The organism is Pseudoalteromonas sp. SR43-3 (assembly GCF_014163875.1).
Classification (GTDB): Bacteria; Pseudomonadota; Gammaproteobacteria; order Enterobacterales; family Alteromonadaceae; genus Pseudoalteromonas; species Pseudoalteromonas distincta.
Genome location: NZ_JACJEC010000018.1, coordinates 16,866 through 41,640, shown reverse-complemented (window position 1 = coordinate 41,640; position 24,775 = coordinate 16,866). Strand labels below are relative to the sequence as shown.

Annotated in this window: 25 protein-coding genes; 14 read left to right on the top strand and 11 right to left on the bottom strand. The window is 39.6% G+C overall.

The genetic code is table 11. From position 1 onward, the window contains the following. Positions 1-129: 129 nt before the first annotated feature. A complete protein-coding gene (gene ppc, locus H5088_RS16410; protein ID WP_002959021.1) occupies positions 130-2,775 on the bottom strand; it encodes a phosphoenolpyruvate carboxylase in 2,646 nt (881 codons plus the stop codon). 120 nt (positions 2,776-2,895) lie between these two features. On the opposite strand from ppc, the gene H5088_RS16405 reads away from it, so the two are divergent. The 5 genes from H5088_RS16405 (at position 2,896) to H5088_RS16385 (ending at position 6,727) form a co-directional block, all read left to right on the top strand. Further along, a complete protein-coding gene (locus H5088_RS16405) occupies positions 2,896-3,294 on the top strand; it encodes a thiol-disulfide oxidoreductase DCC family protein (RefSeq protein WP_024594554.1) in 399 nt (132 codons plus the stop codon). Beyond that, entirely contained in the window at positions 3,291-4,013 is a 723-nt protein-coding gene (locus H5088_RS16400; protein ID WP_182753737.1) for an SDR family NAD(P)-dependent oxidoreductase, read from the top strand. The genes H5088_RS16405 and H5088_RS16400 overlap by 4 nt, the downstream gene beginning before the upstream one ends. Positions 4,014-4,022: 9 nt before the next feature. Continuing rightward, positions 4,023-4,631: a flavin reductase family protein gene (locus H5088_RS16395; protein WP_182716331.1), complete on the top strand. Its 609-nt coding sequence runs from the start codon at positions 4,023-4,025 to the stop codon at positions 4,629-4,631. A gap of 101 nt (positions 4,632-4,732) precedes the next feature. Then, positions 4,733-5,953, top strand: coding sequence for a Xaa-Pro peptidase family protein (locus tag H5088_RS16390; protein WP_182753735.1), 1,221 nt, complete (start codon positions 4,733-4,735; stop codon positions 5,951-5,953). A 114-nt stretch (positions 5,954-6,067) separates the two neighbouring features. Then, the gene (locus H5088_RS16385; RefSeq protein ID WP_182753732.1) at positions 6,068-6,727 is read left to right on the top strand and encodes a DsbA family oxidoreductase; all 660 of its coding nucleotides are present in this window, start codon (positions 6,068-6,070) and stop codon (positions 6,725-6,727) included. Positions 6,728-6,783: 56 nt separating this feature from the next. Here H5088_RS16385 and H5088_RS16380 read toward each other — a convergent pair whose 3' ends face one another. Then, the gene (locus H5088_RS16380; protein WP_182753730.1) at positions 6,784-7,482 is read right to left on the bottom strand and encodes an immunity 49 family protein; all 699 of its coding nucleotides are present in this window, start codon (positions 7,480-7,482) and stop codon (positions 6,784-6,786) included. 38 nt (positions 7,483-7,520) lie between these two features. Between H5088_RS16380 and H5088_RS20390 the strand changes: the two genes are divergently transcribed. The 3 genes from H5088_RS20390 (at position 7,521) to H5088_RS16370 (ending at position 9,869) form a co-directional block, all read left to right on the top strand. Continuing rightward, the gene (locus tag H5088_RS20390; RefSeq protein ID WP_259397865.1) at positions 7,521-7,643 is read left to right on the top strand and encodes a hypothetical protein; all 123 of its coding nucleotides are present in this window, start codon (positions 7,521-7,523) and stop codon (positions 7,641-7,643) included. Positions 7,644-8,686: 1,043 nt separating this feature from the next. Next, entirely contained in the window at positions 8,687-9,418 is a 732-nt protein-coding gene (locus tag H5088_RS16375) for a MauE/DoxX family redox-associated membrane protein (RefSeq protein WP_182753728.1), read from the top strand. A gap of 106 nt (positions 9,419-9,524) precedes the next feature. After that, positions 9,525-9,869: a TonB family protein gene (locus tag H5088_RS16370; RefSeq protein WP_029771693.1), complete on the top strand. Its 345-nt coding sequence runs from the start codon at positions 9,525-9,527 to the stop codon at positions 9,867-9,869. Between the two features lie 67 nt (positions 9,870-9,936). Here the strand turns inward: H5088_RS16370 and H5088_RS16365 are convergent, their stop codons facing one another. The 6 genes from H5088_RS16365 to H5088_RS16340 form a co-directional block, all read right to left on the bottom strand. Then, complete coding sequence (locus H5088_RS16365) at positions 9,937-10,215, bottom strand: peptidylprolyl isomerase (RefSeq protein ID WP_089349589.1); 279 nt, start codon at positions 10,213-10,215, stop codon at positions 9,937-9,939. Between the two features lie 102 nt (positions 10,216-10,317). After that, positions 10,318-10,740, bottom strand: coding sequence for a thiol-disulfide oxidoreductase DCC family protein (locus H5088_RS16360; RefSeq protein ID WP_182692720.1), 423 nt, complete (start codon positions 10,738-10,740; stop codon positions 10,318-10,320). Positions 10,741-10,767: 27 nt separating this feature from the next. Further along, positions 10,768-11,295 (bottom strand): response regulator transcription factor, encoded by a 528-nt coding sequence (locus H5088_RS16355; protein ID WP_154902919.1) that lies wholly within the window; start codon positions 11,293-11,295, stop codon positions 10,768-10,770. Continuing rightward, entirely contained in the window at positions 11,292-12,533 is a 1,242-nt protein-coding gene (locus tag H5088_RS16350; RefSeq protein WP_182692719.1) for a sensor histidine kinase, read from the bottom strand. Before H5088_RS16350 ends, H5088_RS16355 begins: the two co-directional genes overlap by 4 nt. Positions 12,534-12,594: 61 nt before the next feature. After that, entirely contained in the window at positions 12,595-12,999 is a 405-nt protein-coding gene (locus H5088_RS16345; RefSeq protein WP_024595765.1) for a DUF4440 domain-containing protein, read from the bottom strand. Between the two features lie 8 nt (positions 13,000-13,007). Beyond that, complete coding sequence (locus H5088_RS16340; RefSeq protein WP_182753726.1) at positions 13,008-14,315, bottom strand: amidohydrolase family protein; 1,308 nt, start codon at positions 14,313-14,315, stop codon at positions 13,008-13,010. 153 nt (positions 14,316-14,468) lie between these two features. On the opposite strand from H5088_RS16340, the gene H5088_RS16335 reads away from it, so the two are divergent. Together H5088_RS16335 and H5088_RS16330 are read left to right on the top strand one after the other, a co-directional pair. Then, positions 14,469-15,548, top strand: a complete 1,080-nt coding sequence (locus H5088_RS16335; protein WP_182753724.1) for a ketoacyl-ACP synthase III — start codon at positions 14,469-14,471, stop codon at positions 15,546-15,548. A 70-nt stretch (positions 15,549-15,618) separates the two neighbouring features. Beyond that, a complete protein-coding gene (locus H5088_RS16330; RefSeq protein ID WP_182194753.1) occupies positions 15,619-16,005 on the top strand; it encodes a VOC family protein in 387 nt (128 codons plus the stop codon). Positions 16,006-16,044: 39 nt separating this feature from the next. Here H5088_RS16330 and H5088_RS16325 read toward each other — a convergent pair whose 3' ends face one another. Both H5088_RS16325 and H5088_RS16320 read right to left on the bottom strand, forming a co-directional pair. Beyond that, positions 16,045-17,409, bottom strand: coding sequence for a M17 family metallopeptidase (locus tag H5088_RS16325; protein WP_154902923.1), 1,365 nt, complete (start codon positions 17,407-17,409; stop codon positions 16,045-16,047). 87 nt (positions 17,410-17,496) lie between these two features. Beyond that, positions 17,497-17,919 carry a hypothetical protein gene (locus H5088_RS16320; RefSeq protein WP_002959004.1) on the bottom strand — a complete coding sequence of 141 codons (423 nt, stop codon included), beginning with the start codon at positions 17,917-17,919 and terminating at the stop codon, positions 17,497-17,499. Positions 17,920-18,022: 103 nt separating this feature from the next. Between H5088_RS16320 and H5088_RS16315 the strand changes: the two genes are divergently transcribed. The 3 genes from H5088_RS16315 to H5088_RS16305 all read left to right on the top strand — a co-directional run bounded on the left by H5088_RS16315 (position 18,023) and on the right by H5088_RS16305 (position 22,778). Further along, the gene (locus H5088_RS16315; RefSeq protein ID WP_182753722.1) at positions 18,023-18,202 is read left to right on the top strand and encodes an oxidoreductase-like domain-containing protein; all 180 of its coding nucleotides are present in this window, start codon (positions 18,023-18,025) and stop codon (positions 18,200-18,202) included. A 310-nt stretch (positions 18,203-18,512) separates the two neighbouring features. Continuing rightward, positions 18,513-21,095, top strand: coding sequence for a TonB-dependent siderophore receptor (locus tag H5088_RS16310; RefSeq protein ID WP_039488458.1), 2,583 nt, complete (start codon positions 18,513-18,515; stop codon positions 21,093-21,095). Between the two features lie 249 nt (positions 21,096-21,344). Continuing rightward, positions 21,345-22,778: a sulfotransferase gene (locus tag H5088_RS16305; protein ID WP_182753720.1), complete on the top strand. Its 1,434-nt coding sequence runs from the start codon at positions 21,345-21,347 to the stop codon at positions 22,776-22,778. On the opposite strand, the gene H5088_RS16300 is transcribed toward H5088_RS16305, so the two are convergent. Further along, entirely contained in the window at positions 22,775-23,683 is a 909-nt protein-coding gene (locus H5088_RS16300) for an alpha/beta fold hydrolase (protein ID WP_182753718.1), read from the bottom strand. The two genes, H5088_RS16305 and H5088_RS16300, sit on opposite strands and share 4 nt — an antisense overlap. Before the next feature lie 128 nt (positions 23,684-23,811). Here H5088_RS16300 and rlmF point away from each other — a divergent pair, with 128 nt between their 5' ends. Next, positions 23,812-24,744: a 23S rRNA (adenine(1618)-N(6))-methyltransferase RlmF gene (gene rlmF, locus H5088_RS16295; RefSeq protein WP_182753716.1), complete on the top strand. Its 933-nt coding sequence runs from the start codon at positions 23,812-23,814 to the stop codon at positions 24,742-24,744. Positions 24,745-24,775 lie beyond the last annotated feature (31 nt).

Below are 24,775 nucleotides of genomic sequence, written 5' to 3'. Positions count from 1 at the left end.
TTTAATTATTCAATGGCTAAGTAGTTTAAAAGGTTAGGATGTTAAATACCAGCCTATTTAACGCAAAAAAAGGGAGCACATCGCGTGCTCCCTTTTAATACCAATAGGTATACCTAACAAAATAAAGTGTTAGCCGGTATTACGCATACCTGCAGCTATACCTGTCATCGTGATCATTAACGCATTATCAATGTCACCTTCGTTTCGTTTTTCCTCTGAGCGAGCACGGCGTAAAAGCTCAACCTGTAATAGGTTAAGTGGATCGGTGTACGGATTACGTAAACTAATCGACTCCTTAATCCAAGGTTGTTCGGCGAGTAGGCTTTTTTGTGGGCTAAGTGATTGCACCAAGCTAATGGCTTCTTGAAGCTCTTTACGAAGTGTTACACCCAATGGTTTGTACATATCTTCCACCAGCGCATTATCGTAATGCTCACTCAACCAGCAATCGGCTTTACTAAATACCATTTCTAGCATTTCTAGGCGCGATCTAAAGAACGGCCACTGTAAGCTCATTTCGTTGAGTGTTTCTGCGCCGTACTTATTAAGCGCAGCTTTTAAGCCAGTTAACGCACCTAACCATGCAGGAAGCATTAAACGGTTTTGGCTCCACGCAAAAATCCATGGAATAGCACGCAGGCTTTCAACGCCACCATTAGGATTACGTTTTGCAGGACGCGAGCCAAGCGGCAACTTAGACAACTCAAGCTCAGGCGTTGCCATTCTAAAGTAAGGTACAAAGTTTTCATCGTGGCGAACTACATTACGGTAGTGTTCACACGACTCCTCACTTATTAGCTTCATTACTTCGCGCCACTGAGGTTTTGGTTCCGGCGGCGGTAATAAGTTACTTTGTAGTACTGCACCTGCGTAAATATTTAAGCTTTGCAGTGCTACATCGGGTAAACCAAATTTAAAGCGAATCATCTCGCCTTGCTCGGTTACACGCAAACCACCTTTTAACGAACCTGGCGGTTGTGAATGCAGCGCTTGTGCAGCAGGTGCACCACCACGCCCTACTGTGCCACCACGTCCGTGGAATAAAATAAGTTCAATACCACGCTCATCAGCAAGCTGCACTAGTTTATCCATTGCTTCGTACTGCGCCCAACCTGCTGCCATCATGCCGGCATCTTTAGCAGAATCAGAGTAACCAATCATTACATTTTGGGTGTTTTTAATGTGCCCGCGATACCAAACATTATCAAGTAATGTAGTAATTACATCACTGCCTGCGTTTAAATCGTCGAGTGTTTCAAACAAGGGTGCTACTGGTAAATCAAAGCTACAGCCGCTTTCTTTTAGCAATAATTGTACTGCTAAAATGTCTGATGCTGTTCGCGCCATCGAAATAATATACAAGCCAAATGTTTGTTCGTCTTGCTTAGCAATAACGTCAAAGGTGTCTAGCACTTCTTGAACATCAGGGCTTGGTTGCCAATGTTTTGGAATAAGCGGTCTGCGAGAGTTAAGTTCAGTAAGTAAAAAAGCTTGTTTATCTTGCTCTTGCCATTGGTTGTAGTCGCCTAAACCTAAATAACGAGTCAACTCAGAAAAAACATCGCTGTGACGAGACGAGTCTTGGCGCACATCGAGTTTAGCTAAACGCAAGCCAAAGCTATTAATACGGTACAGTAAATCAAGCAATAAGCCATCAGCAACTACTTTCATATTACACTTTAATAACGAGCGGTAGCAGACCTCTACAGGGTGCTTAAGCTGATTAATGTCAGTAATTAAATCTTGTGAATCGCTACGCTTATTTTTAATTTTAGCGCCCAAGTGAGCCACGGTCTCTGCAACTTGGTTTTTAAGCTTTTTGATCACCGCTCTGTATGGTTCAAAGTCTTGACCTGCCAACTCAATAAGCTCATCACTGGCATCTGACATAGATAATTCAGCGCATAACGTTTTTAAATCTTGAATATATAAGTTAAGCGCCATCCAACGACCGTGGTCAAGCACCTCAGCTGTAACCTGCGATGTTACAAATGGATTTCCATCACGGTCTCCACCCATCCAAGATGTGAACTCAATCGGGCTGTAATCTTTTGGTAGCTCTAAACTTAATTGCTCTTTCACATTGGCTGAAAATTCACGTAAAAAGCGCGGAACAGCGTGCCAAAGACTGTTTTCGATTACCGCATAACCCCATTTAGCTTCATCAACTGGCGTTGGGCGAGAGCGGCGAATGTCGTCGGTATGCCAAGCCTGGCTAATAAGCTGTTCAATACGATTTAAAATAGCATCTCGCTCTAGCGGTAAGTTATCTTTTCGCTCTAATGACGCTAAGCAATCACTTAGTTCAACATGTTTGTTAATAATAGTACGGCGCGTCACCTCGGTTGGGTGGGCGGTTAATACTAAGTTTATGTGGAGTTTTGAGAGTGTTTCGGCCAAATGATTACTATCTAGCTGGCCTTGTTCTGCTTTTGTAACTAACGTTTTTAATGTTTGAGTGAGAGGGTTTTGTTGACCAAGGCCAACGTCATTAAAACGCGAAACGGTATGAAATTGTTCTGCGACATTAGCAAGGTTTAAAAAATGATTAAATGAACGGGCAACCGGCAAAAGCTCTTCATCACTAAGCGCATGTAAAACGTCTATTAGCGCTTGTCTGTCGTCTTCATTACCACTGCGAGATGATTTAGATAAAGCCCGAATTTCTTCTACTTTATCTAAAATAGCTTGGCCTTGAGCATCCTTAATAGTTTGTCCTAGTAATTGCCCAAGTAAATTTACATTACCTCGCAAGGCGGCATATTGTTCACTCATTTCTCATTCTCCTTTGTTTCGTAGGACACTATTAATATCATCATGAAGAGATATTTAATAGATCCATTTGCAATGTCTTGTCGTAAAAAAGTATATATAAAATAATCACAAAGCAATTACATGATCATTTTTTACGATGGAAACTGCCCTCTTTGCAGCACCGAAATGCAGCAACTAAAACACGCAGACTCTAAAAATCTAATTACGCTTGAAGATCTTAACGCGAGCGACTTTAGTGAACGCTACTCGTATATTGATAAAGACAAAGCAATGAACTACCTGCAAGCCCAAAAGCAATCAGGTGAAATGATTTACGGGCTTGATGTAACGTACGAAGCATGGAAAATAGTGGGTAAACACAGCTGGTTGAAAATTTTTCGCTTGCCAATAATTCGCTTTTTCGCTGACTGCGGATACCTGTTATTTGCTAAGTATAGGCACCCCATCAGTCGCTTTTTAATGCCAAATACTCAGTGCAGTAACGGCCAATGTGGACTAAAAGCAAAAGGTGATAAATGAAAACCATTGTTTTATTCGGCGCAAGCAGTGCCATAGCAAATGCATATATAGAACATTTGCAAATAAACACGCCTACTCATCAGATTGTTTGTATTAGTTCAAAAAGTATTGAATCTGACTCTAGTGTTGTCCACCTGCATACTGACTACACAAAACAAAGTTTAGTGCGCGTTACTAATTACCTAAAAGAGCAAAATGCCGATATACAACAAGTTATTATATTCAATGGTACACTGCACAACGAAACCCATATGCCCGAAAAAAAGCTGGAGGATTTAAACGCTGAGTATTTTAGCCAACTTCTCAATTCAAACACCCTAACTCCCCTACTTTGCTTGCAGAGTATTTTGCCGCTCTTAACACATAAAACGCAGTGTACTATTACAGCACTCAGTGCGCGTGTGGGCAGCATTAACGACAATAAATTAGGCGGTTGGTATACGTATCGCGCCTCTAAGGCAGCTCTTAACATGCTATTTAAAACCGCAGCGATTGAGCTTTCACGCCGAGCTAAAAATACCAAGCTCGTTTTATTTCACCCAGGGACTACTGATACTGCGCTTTCAAAGCCATTTCAAAAAAACGTACCCGCTGGAAAACTCTTTACAGCTGAATTTGTAGCTAAGCAGCTTTTTACACTTACTTTTAATAACCCTCATTTAGAACTCAATGGTGAGCCTGCCTACTTAGATTGGCAAGGCGAAACCATACCGTGGTAAGGACCTTTAATGCATTTTACTAAAGAGCGCATAAACGCACTTGAAAAACACACTCGTACTCATTTAATTAATTCGCTTTCGGGTTTTAAAAGCGCCAACTTAATTGGCACGCAAGACACACAAGGCAATACTAATCTCGCCATTGTTAGCTCTGTTATTCATTTAGGGGCTCACCCGCCGCTAGTTGGCATGATAATGCGCCCAAATAGCGTGCCTCGACATACGTTCGAAAACATAATCGAAACCGGTAGTTACACCATTAACCAGGTTAATAAAGCTATTTATAAGCAAGCTCATCAAACATCAGCCCGCTACGACAAAGGCGAGTCGGAATTTGCGGCGACAGGTTTAACGCCCGAATATTTAAATGACTTTGCAGCGCCTTTTGTTAAAGAAAGCCGCTTAAAGTACTCGGTTAAATTTGTAGAAAACCAACATTTAGCCATCAATGGCACAGAGCTTGTAATAGGTGAAATCACTGATGTGTATTTAGATGAAGTAGCACTTCAAAGTGATGGCTTTTTAGATTTACAGGCTATTGAAACGGTGGCAGTAACCGGGCTTGATAGCTACCACACAAGTAATAAACTCACGCGTTTACCTTACGCTAAAAAATAATATGCCATTTTAAGAGGCTATAAACTAATAGCCTCTTATCGCATAACATTGAATTTTACCTTGGTATTAATCACACTAGCTAAAAATCCAAGGAGAAAAATATGACCACCATCGGTATTGGTACACAATCAAGCGAGCAAGCGCTGGCAAGCCTAAGTAACATGACGCAAACGCTGACCCCTATCGCAGCTGACGAACATTTAGAGCGCATAGCCAAGGCTCAAGCGTATATGCTAGCAAACAACATAGATGCAATTTATTTAAACGCTGGCACCAACCTTACCTACTTTACAGGCATGAAATGGTACGCGAGCGAACGTATGGTTGGCGCGATATTACCCGCCCTTGGTGAAGTACAATACATTGCGCCTTATTTCGAAATTGGTTCACTAAACGGGTTTAAAGTAATAGATGGGCCTATTCATGGGTGGCAAGAGCACGAAAATCCTTATGCACTTTTTGTCGAAGTATTAAAAAAGTTAAACATTAATGAAAACGCAACCATTGGCATTGATGAAAGCGCACAATTTTTTATATTCGACGGCATTAATAAAGCACAAACGGGTTTAACCCTCATAAATGCACAACCTGTAACGGCGCATTGCCGTATGCATAAATCAATTCACGAGCTTAGCTTAATGCAGCGCGCGATGGATATGACCTTAGCCGTACATCAAGCCACAGCAAGCATGCTTTATGAGGGAATAACCACCACCGAAGTAGAAGCTTTTATTAAGCAAGCACATCAAAAAGTAGGCGCGCCAGGTAACTATTTTTGTATTGTTTTATTTGGTATTGCAACGTCTTTTCCGCACGGTGTTAAAAACGCCCAAGTACTTAAAAAAGGCGATATGGTATTAATTGATACCGGCTGTAAAGTACACGATTACCTATCTGATATTACCCGTACCTATGTATTTGGCGAACCTACAATGCGCCAACGGATGTTTTGGGATCATGAAAAAGCAGCGCAAATGGCGGCATTTAATGCAGCTAAAATCGGTGCTACGTGCGAAGACGTAGACGCGGGCGCCCGTAACTATTTAGCGGCGCAAGGGCTAGGCCCGCAATACCAAACACCGGGTTGCCCGCATCGAACGGGCCACGGCATTGGGCTAGATATTCACGAATGGCCATACTTAGTTGGCGGTGATAAAACCCCACTTGCCCCAGGCATGTGCTTTAGTAACGAGCCAATGTTAGTTATACCCGATGAATTTGGCGTACGCTTAGAAGATCATTTTTACATGACCGACAACGGCCCTCATTGGTTTACACAACCAAGTTATAGTATTGACGACCCATTTGGCCTTAACGCTTAAAACTGAATACCTTCAAGAGCAGCTGCTTAGCTGCTCTTTTTAGTTTGGTATTGATAAAGTGCAGTTCATCCCAATATCCCCTGTTATACCAAAGCAATCCTCAAAAGGATAAATATGAAAAACTTTAAAATTGATATCGTTTCAGACGTAATGTGCCCTTGGTGTGTAGTGGGTTATAAAAATCTAGAAACTGCACTAGAGCAACTCAAAGACGAAATGAGCGCAGATATTACGTGGCATCCTTTTGAACTAAACCCAGATATGCCAATTGAAGGTCAAGACTTAAACGAACATTTAATGCAAAAGTACAACCTAACAGAAGAGCAAGGCGACGAAAATCGTAAAAACATGTTCGAAGCCGGTCAGCGTGCTGGGTTTACCTTTAATTTTGATGGCAAACGCATCATGATCAACAGCTTTGATTTACACCGCCTACTTACTTGGGCGCGTGAAGAAGATAAGCAAACCGAATTAAAGCTTGCCATGTTTGAAGCACACTTCACCGATTTAAAATACTTAAATCAAGAAGAGGCACTGCTTGATGTAGTAGAAAGTGTTGGCCTTGATAAAGAACAGGCGCGTAGTATTTTACACTCAGATAAATACGTTCAAACAGTACGCCAAGAGCAAGACCGCTTTAAGCAAATGGGTATTACTTCAGTCCCTACATTTATTATCAACGATAAATATGCAATTAGTGGTGGACAACCAAGCGACTCATTTATTCAAGCACTAAAACAAATTAGTGAAGAAGAAGCCAAGCAAGACGCTTAGTTAGCTAGCAAAATTAAAGGCTGCAATATGCAGCCTTGTAGCCAAACAAGGCTAATTTAAGCATTTTCAAACTCTTTATAAATTAGCCACTTTGGCAGGTAAGGGGTGTCGGGGACTTGCCAGCCATGCTTATCATAGGCAAGGCTGGCCACTGCGCTTATTAGCAGAGCTACATCGCCTGTCCATGTTACTGCGCCTTCAAGTGGATCATTGTAGAACTTGTAATGCAACTCAATGGCTGTATGGATTGACCGTTTGTAATGAGCTTCATCGTTTAATAAAAGCGCTACCCACACATCCAGATAAGGTAAGAAAAGCATGTTCACATAAGGCGCTCTAAATTCATCAACATGCTCAGGGCCTGATTTTTCCATTACCTCGCGTAATAACACTGTTTGGTCTGCGTCTTGTACAAATATATTCCGCACAAAATTTAGGAGTGCGAAGTCAAGGGCGTCAGGGTACTCAAGCCAACTTTCTTCGCATCGACAGATTAGCTCAGTCGCATCAGCATCTCTTAAACACAGGGCTAAACTTAATTGCAGTAACCAATCATCAACCATGATTAAGCGATGTTCAGCACGACCTTCTAAGCGAAATACGTGATCTTTTAAAGTAAAAATATGGCGCTGTCCGGGGTTTGACACTAAATTATAATGCGCATGCAATAAATCTAGGCCAAAGCGCATAATAGGCACGCCCTCAAGCCCTTTTTCTGCTTTTTGTGCAGTAAAGCTAACACGTATACAACTCATTGCATCTGAACTTAACCGTGCTTGAGGTGCCTTGTAAAATGATGGTTCCTTCTCCAAGTAACGAAACCATTTGTCCTCATAGCGTTCTAAATGAATTTGAAAAGCATTTTGCAAATTCACTAATTTATAATGGTCATTGTGGTACTTTAAATGGCTCATAACTTGATACTTCCAATGGTGTAATTTGTCACGTCAAACGTTGGTTTTAAACTACTGCCAGTTTGAAACTTCTGTTGCACTTTACGAAATTCAATGTTACCAGAATAACTATCAAATGCTTGCAAAGTGTTGCCCAAGGCTTGTGTAAATAGGGTGGTCAGGTCTTTCTTTTTGACACTATTTTACTTACACGAGAATAGTGCAATTGAAAATAGTCACCAATCTCTTTCAAAGTGTCTTGTCCTGAAATCTGTTTACACATTTCAGGACAAGACAAGTTTAAAACTAAATAAGACTGCACATTTTAGCCCTATTGGTTCTCAACTGTAATATGCACATATTCGCCGCTGTAGTTGATTAAGCAATCCTTACTAGCGCAGTAATAGAGCGCCCCTGACTTGAGTATTTCCTCCTCAGTATTTTTAATTATTAACGCGCAGCGATGCGTATTTTCGAAAGTCTTAATCGATATTTCTAAAAAGCCTATGAGGGATTTATTATTTATTGTTACCTGCTCTGTTATTAAGTTTATTTTAATAACCCTAGCCAATCGAAAATATTTATAAACTATATACAAACTGGCTAAGCAGCTAAATGGCAGTATCATCTCCCCTGCTACTTTGTTAAAGCCACCTTCGTATGTTGGTAAATGAGTGAATAGACTAGTAAGCTCCCTTAACGCTAAAACGAGCCCTGATAATATAGCGATAGCTCCTATCCCTACACCTTTAGATTTTATTAACGTGACTGTATTTTTCATAATAATAGGTAGTTGATATTGCTTATGGTTAATTTCTAATATAGGAACATATCTACTATTTGTTCCTTTGCCACAATTAACATTACACGAATAGATTTTTACACTGGCATTATAAGTGCATTATTAGCAAAGAAAATTATTACATGCTCTGTGAGATAATTTTGTGCGAATGATAGGTAAAAATTACATTTATTTAGACCCTTTTTTCAAAGCGACCAACAATGTTGAAACCTACATTTGTACTGTCTGCACAAATAAATTAACTATTTAAAGTAAGGAGTACACATGGCTAAGTCAGCAACATTATATAGAATGGCAACCGATGAACATATATGTCCGTTTGGACTCAAATCAAAAGATTTACTTAAGCGAAAGGGCTATAAGGTAGATGATACGCCGCTGACTTCGCGCGAAGAAACCGATGCATTTCAACAAAAGCACAATGTTGATACCACACCACAAACATTTATCGATAACGAACGCATTGGCGGGTATGACGACCTGCGCACTTACTTTAATAAATCGGAGCCTGGCCAACAAGGTACTACTTATACTCCCGTAACGGCCATTTTTGCTGTTACCTTATTGCTTGCCTTTGCATTTAGCTACTCGACTGGCTTTGCACTTTTTTCTATGCATACAGTTATGCTGTTTGTCGCGTTAACAATGGGCGTACTGGCTATTCAAAAATTACGCGACTTATACAGCTTTAGTAATTCTTTTATAACCTATGATTTATTTGCGATGAAAGTAGTGAGATATGCTTATGTGTATCCATTTTTAGAAGCATTTGTAAGTATTGGCATGATTGCAGGGCTTTCAGCTTATATTGTTGCACCAATTTCTTTATTTATTGGGGGTGTTGGCGCCGTGTCGGTGATTAAGGCTGTTTACATAGACAAACGAGAGCTTAAATGTGCCTGTGTTGGCGGAGATAGTAATGTACCGCTGGGGTTTGTCTCTCTAACCGAAAACCTGTTTATGATTGCGGCGGGTATCTGGATGTTTATTAAATAACCTTAATTCAGGTTAAATAATGGGCTTGATAACTAAGCGGATTATTTTACATGACTGGTCTTTTAGTGTAAAAAAGGGTACTAACTAAATAATAAAAGGAATTATAATGAAATACTTACTGTCTATAATTGCCGCTCTAATCATTACTGGCTGTACTACAACTCCACTTCAAGACAGTCCTACCGCAACAGTAAAATCAACAGTTCCCCCTAAATACCCTGTTGCAGAGGTACGTAACAAAACAGAAGGTTTTGTTACCATGTCTTATGATGTAGATAGTTATGGGCGCCCAAATAATATTAAAGTTATTAACGCTAAACCTGAACAAGTGTTTAATAGCGAAGCCAAACGTGCCCTATCTAAATGGCAATACTCACCTAAAGTTGTTAATGGTGTTGCTGTACCTGATAAAAACTTAGAAATGACAATTGAGTTTAATTTGGATAATTAATAATCGGGTAAGATTATATCTTAAAGGCTGCAGTGTGCAGCCTTTTTAGTATTTGTCAGCGAGCTTATTAAGTACGATAAAGCACTTTAATTACATGCCAGCCAAATTTAGTTTTAACTAAATGTGGCTCTAAAATAGCGCCATTAAAGGCTATTTTGTCAAACTGCGGAACCATTTGTCCGCGTCTAAATTCACCTAAGTCACCGCCTTTTTTACCCGATGGGCATGACGAATACTTTTTAGCTAAGGTCTGAAACTTTGCACCTTTACCTAATTGCTTAATAATATCTTCTGCAATTTCTTTGTGCTTAACCAAAATGTGAAGTGCATGTGCTGTGTTTGCCATGAAAAAAGCCTTTTATACCGTTAGCTAAAATTAAACGCGGCGATTTTAGCACAACCTCATAAACCTATCATCTACTTATACTGCAATGTATTAACGCCTAATTTATAAATAATGTTTAGCATCCTCTGGGTTGGGTACTCTGCAATACTGATATTTTCCAAATAACGAATACCTATTTAAAGCAACCCTATCGTATAACCAATTATTAAACCTATTTGGCAAAATACTAAATACGTTTGCTAGTTTGTATGGGTAACCTAGCTGCTTAACAACATTAAAAAAAGCATGGCTTTGCGTAAATGCTTTACCATTTTCAACAAGCACCATTGAAGCGTATTCACTGGTTGAAAAACCAAAGTGTGTTAACAACAGTTCTCCTTTTGGAGATTGCACGCTGCATAATTTAAAAATAGTAGTTTTATCGTGAGCAATAATAAAGTTACACCACGCGCTGCAAAGCTTACATTGCGCATCAAATAAAATAATTTTTTGGTTTTGCATTAATATAGCTGCATCATCGCTCATAACACTTTCCTTAAATTAAGTAATAAATTACTGCTGCACCGGCTTTTTTTGTAACTTGCGCTGCAAAGTACGTCTATGCATATTAAGTTGCCGCGCGGTAACCGACACATTGCCATTATTACTGTGTAATACTTGTTGAATATGCTCCCACTCTAAGCGCTCCGGCGACATAACCGCATCATCAATAACATTCGATGCCGATGACACAGGATCGGTGTTAAGCGCTTTTAATAATGTTGCCATATCAACCGGCTTAGTAAGGTAATCGTTTGCGCCTAAACGCATTGCCTCTACTGCGGTTGCTATACTTGCAAACCCGGTTAGTAAAACAATATGAGCTTGGGGGAGCAAACTACGCAGCGGCTTTATGAGTGTAAGTCCGTTATCGTCGCCTAGTTTCATGTCTAATAAAACAAAGTCGGGCAATAATTTACGCGCAGCAAGTAACGCATCACTTTGGTTATGCGCCACCTCACAGGCAAAGCTTTGTTTAGTTAAGCGCCTTGCCAGTGTGCTGGCTAAATTAATGTCGTCTTCAATTATAAGTAACTTCATGAGGCGTTATTCTCAATGTTTACAATAGCGAGTTTAACTTTGGCGACAGCGCCGCCATCTGCATGGTTAAACAAGGTAAGTGAGCCATTTAAACGCTCAAAAGTAACATTTGATAAAAGCACAGCAAGCCCCATTCCTTGATCGCTTGGCATAAGTTGACCACCCAGCTCTGCTAATTGCGATGATGAAAAGCCACGGCCAAAATCACGAATTAACAAATAAACGCATTCACTATGTAAGTTATCTTGCTGCCAACTCAGCTCTAATTGAGTTTTACCTTGTTTTTGATTAGCAAGCGCGGCGTTTTGCAATAAATTTAAAATAGCAGGCAATAACATCGCATCACTCAATAGCGTTGCCGCAATAGGTGGCGTAATCCATTTAATGTACTGATCAGGGTATTGCAGTAAAAGCGTATCTGTAATTTGCGTTTGCAGTTGCTTTACGGTGGTATGCTCTTGTGAATTTTTAAGGCGTAATTGCTCTGAGAGTTTTCTAAAGTCGTTAAGCTGCGTACTACACTGAGTAAGCGGCGCTTGCATGTGCTTAACAATTGGGTTGTTTGGTTGCTCTTCTAATAACTCTTCAAACAGTAACTGTAAGTTTGCAATTGGGGTCGCTAGTTGATGGGTGATTTGTGCAGCAGCCCCATCAAGGGTAACTAGCTGTTCATTACGCAATTGTTTTTCACGCACGTTTGCAATAATTCGCTCTCGCTCTTTAAGTGCCCTGCTCATTGCGCCAATAACAAGTGCAATTACGCTGGCACTTAAAACAAAATTAACCCACATGCCAATAAAATGACCACTCATATTCATTTGATGCATACTGTGATCGGGCATCTTTATAAGTAGCAAACTGTATGCGGCAATGGCTAATACCGCAATATAAGCTAATCCTTTTTCTCGCAGCGTAACAGCAGCTATCATTATCGGGAGCAATAACAGCGAAACAAATGCATTAGTTGCACCGCCGCTTAGCGATAGTAAAACCGTTAAAAATAATACGTCTGCAGTTAGCTGCATCAACATACCCAAAGGTTTAGCACGGCTTACATTTCGATAAGCAAATAGGCTAATAAGCTGAAACACAGCCTCAACGGCAATAACAATAAGTAAAGGCAGTAATGCAATTTGATGTTCTAGTAAAAAATAAACGCTAAGTACCGCAATTAATTGCACGGCAATAGCGCCGCTTCGCAGCATTAATAATCGACTAATGGTGGGGTCGGTACGCATTAACAACAGGTTATTGCCCAATCAAATGTTTAATAAGGTTATTTTAACGGTTATATGATTTTTAATCATCATCCATCGAAATTGAAAACGGCGCACAAGGCGTTCCTTGGTGAAACACCATTTTCCATTGTTCATTACTTTTACGCCAAAGCGACATACGCAATGAATAATTAAACTCAGCGCGAGCAGAGCGCCTAAAAGCAGCTTGGTAACTAAGTTGCACTACATCATCGCTCAGCATTCGGCCCTTAAAATGCTGATTATAAAACTGTGGCACAACCTCGGTAGGTAAACGAGTTAGTACTTGGTATTTATTAAATGTAGTGCCATTGGCAGCAATTTCGATAAATTCATCATCGAGTAAAGCGTCTAATGCGCGCTCAGATTGGCGAACTTCTGGGTCTAGTAACTGGCGCTCAGCGTCAATCAAATGATTAAACAACGACACTTTTATTTTGCTGCTCATAACCTTCCCTATTGTTTATAAACTTGCCCAGCTTTCATAACAAATTGCACGCTTTTAAGTACGTCGATATTTTTAAGCGGTGAGCCATTCACACTGATAATATCTGCTTGTTTACCAACACTCAAGTCGCCAATGAGTGCGCTTTGCCCCAGCAGTTTAGCTGCATGTATGGTTGCTGATTTAATCGCTTGGGCTTCGCTCATTCCATTGTTTACCATTAAACTAAATTCGTTAGCATTAAGCCCATGACGCGATACCCCAGAGTCTGTTCCAAAAGCTATATTAACCTTGTTTTTCAGTGCAAGTTTAAACGAAGCCTGCATTTTTGGAGTTACTTCACGCACTTTGTCGGCTATTGCCGGTGGCATATTTGGATTTGTAAGCACCTCTTCACTTACCGTTGCACCCGCTAAAAGCGTCGGTACTAAATAAGCTCCCGTTTTTTTAAATAACTTTATTGCCTCTTTATCTAAATAAGAGCCATGCTCAATAGAATCCACACCGGCTTTTAAGGCCGCTTTTATACCTTGTATACCATGTGCATGCGCTGTAACTTTACGCCCTAAGTGGTGAGCCGTATCAACAATTGCAATCAGCTCTGCATCTGTAAGTTGTTGGTTAACCCCAGCAGCGGTATTACTTAGTACTCCACCCGTGGCAGTAACTTTAATTACATCAGCGCCACTTTTAATTACCTCGCGTACCGCACGGCTACAATCATCCGCGCCATTACATATACCAATCCCGCCTGTAACCGCATCTGTAATATCTTTTCGATATCCGTGCATATCTGCGTGTCCGCCGGTAGGCGATATTGTATTACCCGCTGCAAAAATGCGAGGGCCGTTAATATCATTTCGCTCAATAGCGCGCTTTAGCGGAAATATTACTTTGTGATCGCTACCTAAATCACGCACTGATGTAAAACCCGCATCGAGCGTACGTTGTAAATATTTAATTGAACGCAAAGCATAATCGGCATCATATTCTGTAGCCCAGCGGTGAGGGTTTGCTTTTGAATCTCGCTCAAACGTAACGTGAACATGCATATCGATAAGACCAGGCATTACAAATTGATTTTTAAGATTGATAATATCGGCATCAGGTAGGTTAAGTTCTGCTTTTGTGAGGTAGCCGTTTTTAATGGCTGTTATTGTATTATCTGTTATGACTAACGTTTGCTCTGTTTTTACTTTTTGATCTTCGGATGCAAGTAAACTGCCAGCATAAATAATTTTATGCTGCTGAGCAAAAGCCCCATTTGTTATTAATGCCAGCGTTATTGAAGTGAATGTTGTTATTAGTGTTGTTTTCATACTTGCCCCTTTTTTATACTAGCATTACCTTAAATAACCTGTAATTGCGAATATTTACGATACAAAACATGCTATAAACTAGTCTTGAAAGCCGTTTTTTGGTATAACTCCCCCATTAGTAACACATGTCAGACCACCTTAAGAGAACATACTATGCCTTACGCACATATCACTGGTTGGGGTAAATGCATTCCACCAGCAAGCATTAGCAACGATGAAATTAGTGAAATAGTTGATACCACCGACGAGTGGATAACCACGCGTACTGGCATTAAATCTCGCCGAGTGAGTCATGTAAGTACCGCTGACCTGGCAACCGTTGCAGCTAAGCATGCTATTGCGTGCGCAGGCATTGATCCTAAAGATATTGATTTAGTGATATTAGCAACCTGTACACCTTCTACTGTTGTGGCAAATACCGCCTCACAAGTGCAAAAAAATATTGGTGCAACAGGCGCTGCCGCAATGGATACAAACGCGGCATGTTCGGGCTTTTTATATGCGTTGCAAGCTGCTACAGCACAAATTCAAGCGGGTATGATTAAAAAAGCAGTCGTTATTGCCTCTGAACGTATGACCTGGTACGTAAACTGGGCACGTCGCGACAGCGCTGTTTTATTTGGCGATGGCGCAGGTGCAGTAATACTTGAAGCGGCAGATACGCCAGCGGGTTTACTTGGTACCAAAACCGGTTGTGACAGCGAAGACCGCGATATTTTACACATCACCAACTTTGGTAGCGATTTAAATAAGTATGAGCCAATTGGTCCTTCTGATTTATTATTTGAAGGTCGTGAAATTTTTAAACGTGCTGTAAAAGGTATGAGTGAAGCCTGCGACGACGTACTGCAACAGGCCAACTTAAGCCTTGACGACATTAATGTACTCGTTCCACACCAAGCTAACTTACGTATTATTCAGGCTATTCAGCATCGCTTAAAAGTACCTGACGAAAAAGTAATGGTTAACATTGGTGACTATGGTAATACCTCTGCTGCGACTATTGCTATAGCGTTATGTGAAGCGGTTGAACAAGGGTTAATTAAACCGCATTCAAACATTATGTCTGCAGCATTTGGTGCAGGCCTTACGTGGGCTGCAAGTTACATAAAATGGGGCGAACGTGTAACGCCTATTAGTGTAAGCGATGCTGCTTTACCACCGTGTGATAAAACTGGTTTAGAGCTTGTAGCACCGGCCGTTAAAGCATGTAAAGAAGCCGAGCCTAGCTAACACAACATGTAATAAGCCACATTTAAAATGCACTTATTTAAGTGCGTTTTTGCTTTTTAAGGAATTAAATTTGAAACTTTTAGGTATTCATCACGCTGCTATAATTTGTAGTGACTATGCACGTTCTAAACACTTTTATAGCAATGTACTTAAACTTAACGTTATTAATGAGCACTTTAGAGCTGATCGTAATTCATATAAATTAGATTTAGCCATGCCCGATGGTAGCCAAATAGAGCTATTTTCGTTTGATGGTTCGCCCGAAAGACCCAGCTATCCAGAAGCACAAGGCTTAAGACATTTAGCTTTTAAGGTAGCGGATGTACAGATTGCAAAAACGTATTTAGAGTCGTGCGATGTAAACGTTGAGGATATTAGAGTGGATGAAATAACCGGCAAAAAGTTTACCTTTTTTTCCGATCCAGATAACTTGCCACTTGAGCTTTATGAGGTTTAAAGCTCATAAAGCTCAAGTTTTTACTATTAAATCAAAAACTTACTTATTAAAACGATTTTGTAAGTAGTTAAATACAGCACGAATACCTAATGCTTCACCACCCGTTGGACGACCTGGTAATGCACGTAAGTTCCATGCCATTACATCAAAGTGTACCCACGGTGTTGTTGGTTCAACAAATTCTTTTAAGTAAAGCGCTGCGGTAATAGCACCGCCAAACGGTGTGCTTGCGCAATTTGCCATATCGGCTACATCACTTTTTAGTAAGCTTTTGTATTGCTCAAACAACGGAAGTTGCCAAACAGGGTCATGTACACTTAAACCGGCGTCAATAATCCCATTTGCTACATCGCGCTCTGTTGAGAAAAAGCCCGGAAGCTCCGTGCCCAGTGCAACACGACATGCACCCGTGAGGGTAGCAAAATCAATAATTAGCTCAGGATTATCGTTTTGCGCTTCGCTTAATGCATCACACAATACTAAGCGGCCTTCAGCGTCTGTATTATCAATTTCGACCATAATACCTTTGCGCGTTTTAATAACATCGCCTGGGCGAAATGCATTGCGCGATACTGCATTTTCAACCGCTGGTACAAGTACACGTAATCTAATTGGTAAGTTAGCTGCCATAATAAGCTGCGCTAGTGCAATTACATGCGCGGCGCCGCCCATGTCTTTTTTCATGTTACGCATGCCAGAGCTTGGTTTTAAATCAAGTCCGCCTGAGTCAAAACATACGCCCTTACCGACTAGTGTAATTAATGGAGCATCTGTCGCGCCCCATTTTAAATCAAGTAAACGCGGTTTATTTTCGCTTGCACGACCCACCATATGAATAGTCGGGTAGTTTTGCTCTAGTAACTCATCGCCAACCCACTGTGAAAATTCGCCATTGTAAGTTGCAGCTAAATCTTCCATAACTTGCGATAAATGTTGCGGCATCATATCTACCGCTGGAGTATTAACTAAATCACGTGCAAGTGTAATGGCATCAGCTTGTTGGCTAATGCGTTCATATAACGCTTTATCGCTAATGGCTAATTGCGCCTTTGCTGTTGGTTTTTCTTTGTATTCACTAAATTCGTAACCACCAAGTACAAACCCTAAAGCAACCTGCTCTACAAAAGCGCTGTCGCCTTGAATTTGATAAGTACCTGTAGGAAGTGTATTTGCTAAATTACCCGCAGCCCAAAAATCATCGCTGCTTTGCATTAAACAAAATACCTGGCTTAACTCGCCCGTTTTAGCATCAGGAATTAAAGCAACACCTTGCTTTTCAAAACCTGTATTAGTTAACCAATTTTGTATAAATGCAGGCTGCTGTGCTTGCCAGTCAGATAATTCGTTTTTAAGAATAAAAGATAAAGGAATACCAGAAGATGTATGACGTAGTAATGCACTCATTAAAAAGCTCATATAATATAAAAATGGTACTTAAGAGCATATCAATAAGCGCACCTAAAAGGTATCGCTAATTTGAAGGGATTTTAGCTACTTTTTTAAGCTATTTTTAGATTCTTGCTTTTGATTTTCTTGATCTATTTTAGCATCTAGTTCTTTAATAGATTTGTTCATATTAAACGAACTTGGCAGTACATCAACTCCCACCAAACTCCCTAATTTAACAACTAAAGGAATTGTAAGCGGAGCAAAAGGTAATACAGCAAATACACCGAGCCCTAACCCTTTTAAAATATCAACAAATTGCTCATTTGCGCGTTTTAACTCTTCTTTACTTGTGTGGCCTTGAGTGTAACGCCTATAAATAGAGAGCATTTCTTTAGTTTCTTGTTTTTCTTGGGCGAGTGCGATTTTAAGCGCCACCATAGCACGGCGAAAACGCAGCTGTTGGCGTTTTTTACTAATTTTAACTACCCGCCAAGGTGCACGGTGAATAACTTTATATAATCGCATAACTTTTATTTTCACACAGCAGCACAGGTTCACAAAGAATAATTTACTTTCAACACCCTTTAACTTACCCTTTGCACCAAATTAGTATTAAATACATACAACAATGCAGAATATAACAAATCAATTACCGCAAAAACCTGAAAAACCAAAATCTGATGAATGTTGCGGTGGTGGCAGTTGCTGTCCCTGCGTATGGGATGAATACAAAGAAAAATTAGCAGCTTGGCGGTACGCACAAAACATTGAAAACCCCACAAAAAAGATACAAATAAATAACATTTAAATGCAGTTAGCGCATTAATATTCCCCTCAATAGCCTTATTTGCACTTATTTAGTTCATTTTAGTTTTACTTTGCACCACTGTTGCATTTTTTCTTAAATTGAATCTTTTTGTTATCAAACGGTTAATTAGTAATTGCCCTTCCTGTTTTTTATCTATAGTCTGTAGATAGGACTTCACAAAAAGTAAGCTTAATTGATTAGGCTTTTGAGCTAAAACCTCAAACTTATGTGAAACAAAAAATTAAGTTAAAAACAAATGATGTGAAATTCACATCAAAAATAAGAATTATTCTAACTGGGGAAAATTAGAATGAAATTAAAAAGTAATGCGCTAAACCAAGCAATCAAATTTGCTTTAGCTACAACCACTGCAGGGTTATTTATTTCTGGATCTGCTATTGCGGCAGACGAGCAGGAACAAACTAAAGTAAATAAAAACGTTGAGAAAATTGCCGTAGTAGGTACGCGTTCAGCTCCTCGTTCAATAGGTGACTCACCGGTTCCAATCGACATTATTGGCGGCGAAGAGCTTGAAAAGTCAGGTAACACTGACATGCTTGAACTTTTAAAAGGTGCAGTACCATCGTTTAACGTACACCAAAACCCTATCAGTGATGCGGCTTCTCTTGTTCGTCCAGCTAACTTACGTGGTTTACCGTCAGACAGCACATTGGTTCTTTTAAACGGCAAACGTCGTCACCGTGCTTCTGTAATCGCATTTTTAGGCGGTGGTATTAACGATGGCGCGCAAGGCGCAGATATTTCAGTTATTCCAAGCATTGCGATTAAACAAGTAGAAGTACTTCGTGATGGCGCGGCTGCGCAGTATGGTTCTGATGCAATCGCCGGTGTAATGAATTTCCAACTAAAAGACGCTTCAGAAGGTGGTAAATTAGAAATCCGCCATGGTCAATTTTATGAAGGTGATGGCGATACAACACAAGTGTCGGGTAACGTAGGTTTACCGTTTACCGACAATGGTTTTGCTAATTTAAGCTTTCAATATAAAACAGCTGATGCAACAAGCCGTTCAGTTCAACGTGCCGATGCTGCAGCACTTTCAGCTGCCGGTGTGCCTGATGTATCTTCTCTTGCACAAGTATGGGGTGCACCAGAAGTAGATGACGATATTACTATTTTTGGTAATGTGGGTTTAGAGCTAACAAACGACTCTGAATTTTACATGTTTGGTAACTACTCTGAACGTGATGTACGTGGCGGTTTTTATTACCGTAATCCGCAAACTCGTTCTGGTGTTTACTCAAATGATGGTGGCGAAACATTACTTGTTGCCGACACAACACCTGATATGAGTGCTAACTGTCCAACTATCACAATAACAGACGGCAATGTACTAGATGATCCTGCTTACATAAATGGTGTAGCAAACAACCCAGATTGTTTTGCCTTTAATGAGATGCTTCCAGGTGGCTTTACACCTAACTTTGGCGGCAACATTACTGATACTTCTTTAACTATTGGTACTAAAGGTCGATTCACTGGTGGCTTCTTAAAAGATACTTACTATGACTTAAGCGGTACTGTTGGCTTAAATGAATCACGTTACTTTATTTACGACACGGTTAATGCCTCTTTAGGTGCAGATACACCACGAGACTTCAGCCCGGGTAAATACGAACAGCTAGAGAAGAACTTTAACTTTGATTTATCAAAAGGTATCGACTTTGGTTTAGCTTATGATGTAAACATTGCCGGTGGTTTTGAGTGGCATGAAGAAACATTTACTATCGTCTCTGGTGATGAAGCATCTTACACAGCAGGCCCTTTAACAGAACAAGGCTTTGGTATTGGCTCTAATGGTTTCCCTGGTTTTAAACCATCACAAGCAGGTGAATTTTCTCGCCGTAACTATGCAGCATATGTTGATGTTGAAGCACCGTTTACTGAAGACTTCTTAATGGGCGTAGCACTTCGATTTGAAGACTACGACAGCTTTGGCACTACCACTAACTACAAAGTAATGGCTCAATACCATTTAACTGAAGACTTAAACGTGCGTGGTTCTGTAAGCAGTGGTTTCCGTGCACCAACGGTTGGTCAAGCTAACGTAAGTAATGTACAAACAAGTTTAGATGGCGGTGTATTACAAGATTCAGCGCTTCTTCCACCAACAAACCCAATTGCAGTGCAATTAGGTGGTACAGAGCTTGAGCCGGAAGAATCGCAAAGTTATACGCTTGGTGCTGTATACACAATTGGCGAATTATTTTTAACGCTTGATTACTACAACATCCAAGTAGATGACCGTATTAGCCAATCAGATAAAATCAACTTAAGCCAAGCAGACAAAGATACCCTTGCAGCAGCAGGAGTACCTAATGTACAAGGTCTTGCTCAAGTAAGCTTTTTTACAAACGACTTTGACACAACAACACAAGGTATCGATTTAGTTGCAAACTATACAGCTGAATTAATGGGCGGTAGCTCTACATTTAGCCTTGCATATAACTGGAATGATACTGAAGTAACTAAATTTAGTGAAATTACAGGTGCGTTTAAAGTTAAGCGTTTAGAAGAAGATTTACCTAATCATCGTGCAACGTTCACATTGTCTCAACAATGGGAATCAGTTTCTGCATTTGCTCGTGCAAACTACTACGGCGAATACCAAGGTGTTCACGTTGATTATGATGCAACAGCTAAAACAGCAGATGCTGCAGTCACTATTGATGCTGAAGTAACTTACTTCTTAAATGAATCAGTTAGCTTCTCTGTAGGTGCTCAAAACTTATTCGACCAAGATGCTGAAAAACTTGATTTTGCAGATGCAACGGGCATCCCTAATAACAACTGGGGTGGTCAGTTCTACGAAACATCTCCGTTTGGTATTAACGGTGGCTTTTACTACGCTAAAGCAACATATACTTTTTAAACTATTTTCATGAAGAACCAAAGGCGAAATGTTAAAGACATTTCGCCTTTTTAATTTTATAGTTAATAAAAATAATAATGAACAATACCAATTGCATTGAATAAGTGTTCTATTATAGCGCTCAGAAAATAGCGTAATAACAAGGCGAAAACTATGATATATAGTTGCTCTATATGAATAATTTTTAACGCAGTGAGTACGCTATTTAATGCGATAGAATGATTATTTTTTAATAAAATTGGTATAACTATGCTACTTGAAAAAGCCAACCAACTACTGCAACAAAATAAACTCAAAGAAGCCGAGTTCCATTTTAAAGCAATTTTAAATAGTAACCCTGAAAATGGTGAGGCTTTATTTGGCTTAGGCAGAATTGCCTTACGACTAGAACGTTACGACGCTGCTGTATACCTACTCCAAAAAGCCTGTGAGCGCTTGCCTCATATGCTTGAACCATTACATGCCCTTGCTGATGCTTTTAACGGTGTTCATTCGCCAAACGATGCGCTAACGGTGCTTAAATACGCAAAAAAATTAGCAAGTCATAATCCAGAACCTCATTATTACTTAGCACAGCACTATTTAACACATGGCGAGTTAGATAAAGCTCATACAACTTTTGCTCATGCACTCAGCATTGGTGTATACCCTGTAACAGCCTATATTTTATTTGAACTTGTACAATTAGGTCGCTTTGATAAAGAACATAATTATGTAAGTAATTTGCACCACTTATTAACTCAAACTAGTAATTTACGTTTAAAAATGGTGTGTTACTACGCATTAGCAAACAGTTACGATGCACTTGAGGATACCGAGCAAGCATTTAATTATTTTATATTGGCGAATAAATTACAAAAAAAATTAAGTGAATTTAACACTAGAGATTTAATCCCTTTTTACGATGAAATAATAAAATACAACACCGAGGAGTTTATAGCCTCTGCCGATAAAAAGTTTACAGGTAATATTTCGCCTGTTTTTATTATTGGCATGCCTCGTAGTGGCTCTACCCTTGTGGAGCAAATGTTGGCAAGCCATAGTCAGTTTTCGAGCCTAGGAGAGAGCACGAGTATTAGTAATAACGCAGTTGCTTTTATCGAACAAAAAACGGGAGTGACTTACCCGCAATGTTTAGCACATTTAACGCCGGATTTAATCAAAAAAGCCCGCGAGCTGTATATCACAACATTAAAAACAGCATCGCCCATCAGACCTTTTATAATAAATAAACTGCCGAGTAATTATCAGTCGCTCGGACTTATATATATTCTATTTCCAAATGCTAAATTTATAAATTTAAGTCGTGATTTTAATGCCACCGCATTTTCTATCTTCACTAATTACTTTGCTGAAAACGAGCCTTATTTTTGCTCACTACCTGAGTTTAAGCTTTATCATAAGTTGTATGAAAAACTGATGAGGCATTGGCACTCTTTTAAAGAGATGCCAATTTATGATGTCAGTTACGAAGATTTAGTGAGTAACCCAAAAGAGCAGCTAACGCAGTTACTTGGTTTTTTAAACTGTAGTTTTGAAGAGCGCTGCTTAGCGTTTTATAAACAAAAAACACCGGTAACGACCTTGAGTAAACATGCTATTCGCCAACCTATTAATAATGCCGCAATCGCTAAGTGGGAGCGTTACAAAACACCTCTTCTAAAGTTACTTGATGAGAATTAATTAATCGGATGTGCTTTAAACCAATTAAGTAAATCTTTAAATTGATCATCACGCGCACTTGGGTGGGTAAGCATATTAATATGATCGTAATCAAAATTATGCCCGTGTTTACGCCCGTAAATTTGCATTTGTTGAATGCCTAGCCCCGATTCGTCCATAAATTTTTGAATATCGATTGGTTGCGCTAATGCTTTATCTTTTACCGCAGCAATATGAAGCGTTGGCGGTAAATGCAGGTTGTTTAGCGCTTTTGCATAATCAAAATTATCATCAGAATCTATCCATGGCTTCTTTTTAGCCCATTGCATACTTTGATAATGCGACTTTTGAGTTTCGTTATCGCTTCCCCACTTATAACCTTTAGCATTTAAATAGCCATGTTTTTTAGCAAGTAAAGGTGCCATAAAATACCAAATTAAATTGGCTTGTAATAATTTTTGAGGATGATTATTAAATAAAGAACGCTTAGAGCCAAAATACACACATGCTTTAACATCGTTAATATATTCTGGAAAACGTGCAAACGCGCTGTTCATCAATACCCCGCCCCAAGAGTGAGCAACCCAGTAGTCTGGCTTTTTGCCTTCAATCAACTCTATTTGCTTAATAAAAGCAGGGATGTCTTCTAGGATAGACTCAGTTTGTCCATGTTCGGACTCACTCGAAATGATTGGCTTGCTATCACCTCGGCCACGTAAATCAGCCACATAACATCTATACCCATGCTCAGCTAGAAAAGGGGCAAGTCCTTTATTAGAGTGCGTGTAAAAAATCTTACCGTTTTCTATTGCTCCATGCATAAAAAATACGATAGGCCCTTGCTGATCTTCATCGCTAATACGGCGTAAATGAAGTGTTTGCCGATCAGCTACATTAATAATTATTGATTGCTGAGAAATTGCCACAGTTATTCCTTTTTATTATTTTCAACTCATCCTACCAGCAATATTAAATATACCAAAGGAAATGTCTGCACTTTACTCATCAGCATTTGTTACAATCACCACATCATATCTGTTGTTAAAATGAAGCCATGAAAGAAAATAAAGCACGTTCAAAATTACACCCTCGTAACCTACATAAAAATGGGTACGACTTCGATTTATTAACAACAGAGCATCCTGCTCTACTGCCCTTTGTTATAACCACACCTGCAGGGACTAAAAGCATTGATTTTAGTGACAACAAGGCTGTTAAAACACTTAACCAAGCTCTTTTAAAAGCACATTATAATATTGATTTTTGGGATATTCCCGAGCACAACTTGTGCCCGCCTATACCTGGGCGTGTTGACTACATTCATTACTTAGCCGACTTATTAAGTGATGATAATCAACAACAAATACCTTTAGGTAAGCAAATTAAAGTACTTGATATTGGTACTGGTGCTAATTTAGTTTATCCGCTTACTGGTACAAGTGAATATAAGTGGCATTTTACTGGAACTGATATTGATACAGCCTCAGTAAAAATAGCAAAGCAAATTGCTCAGTTTAATCGTTTAAAAATAACCCTAAAACATCAAAAAAACGCATCACATATTTTTAAAGGCGTTATAAATCAAAAAGATCTATATCATTTAACGCTCTGTAACCCTCCGTTTCATGCAAGTGAAGAAGAGGCAAGTAAAGGCAGTGAACGTAAGTGGAAAAACTTAGGAAAAACACCCAGTAGCACGCTTAATTTTGGTGGTCATAATAATGAATTGTGGTGTGAAGGCGGTGAAGTACAGTTTATCTCTAATATGATTAAAGAAAGCGAAGACTTTGCAGAGCAAGTACTGTGGTTTACGTCGTTAGTCTCTAAAAAAGATAATATTGCAGCCCTTGAAGAAGTATTAAAAGCTCACCCAATAGCACAGTATAAAATTGTTGATATGGCACAAGGTCAAAAAATTAGCCGCTTTATTGCATGGACCTACTTTGATAAAGACACTCGTGAGCAAATTTGTAGCGAGCTTGATTAATACCAATTTTATTAAAAATAATAAAAAGGAT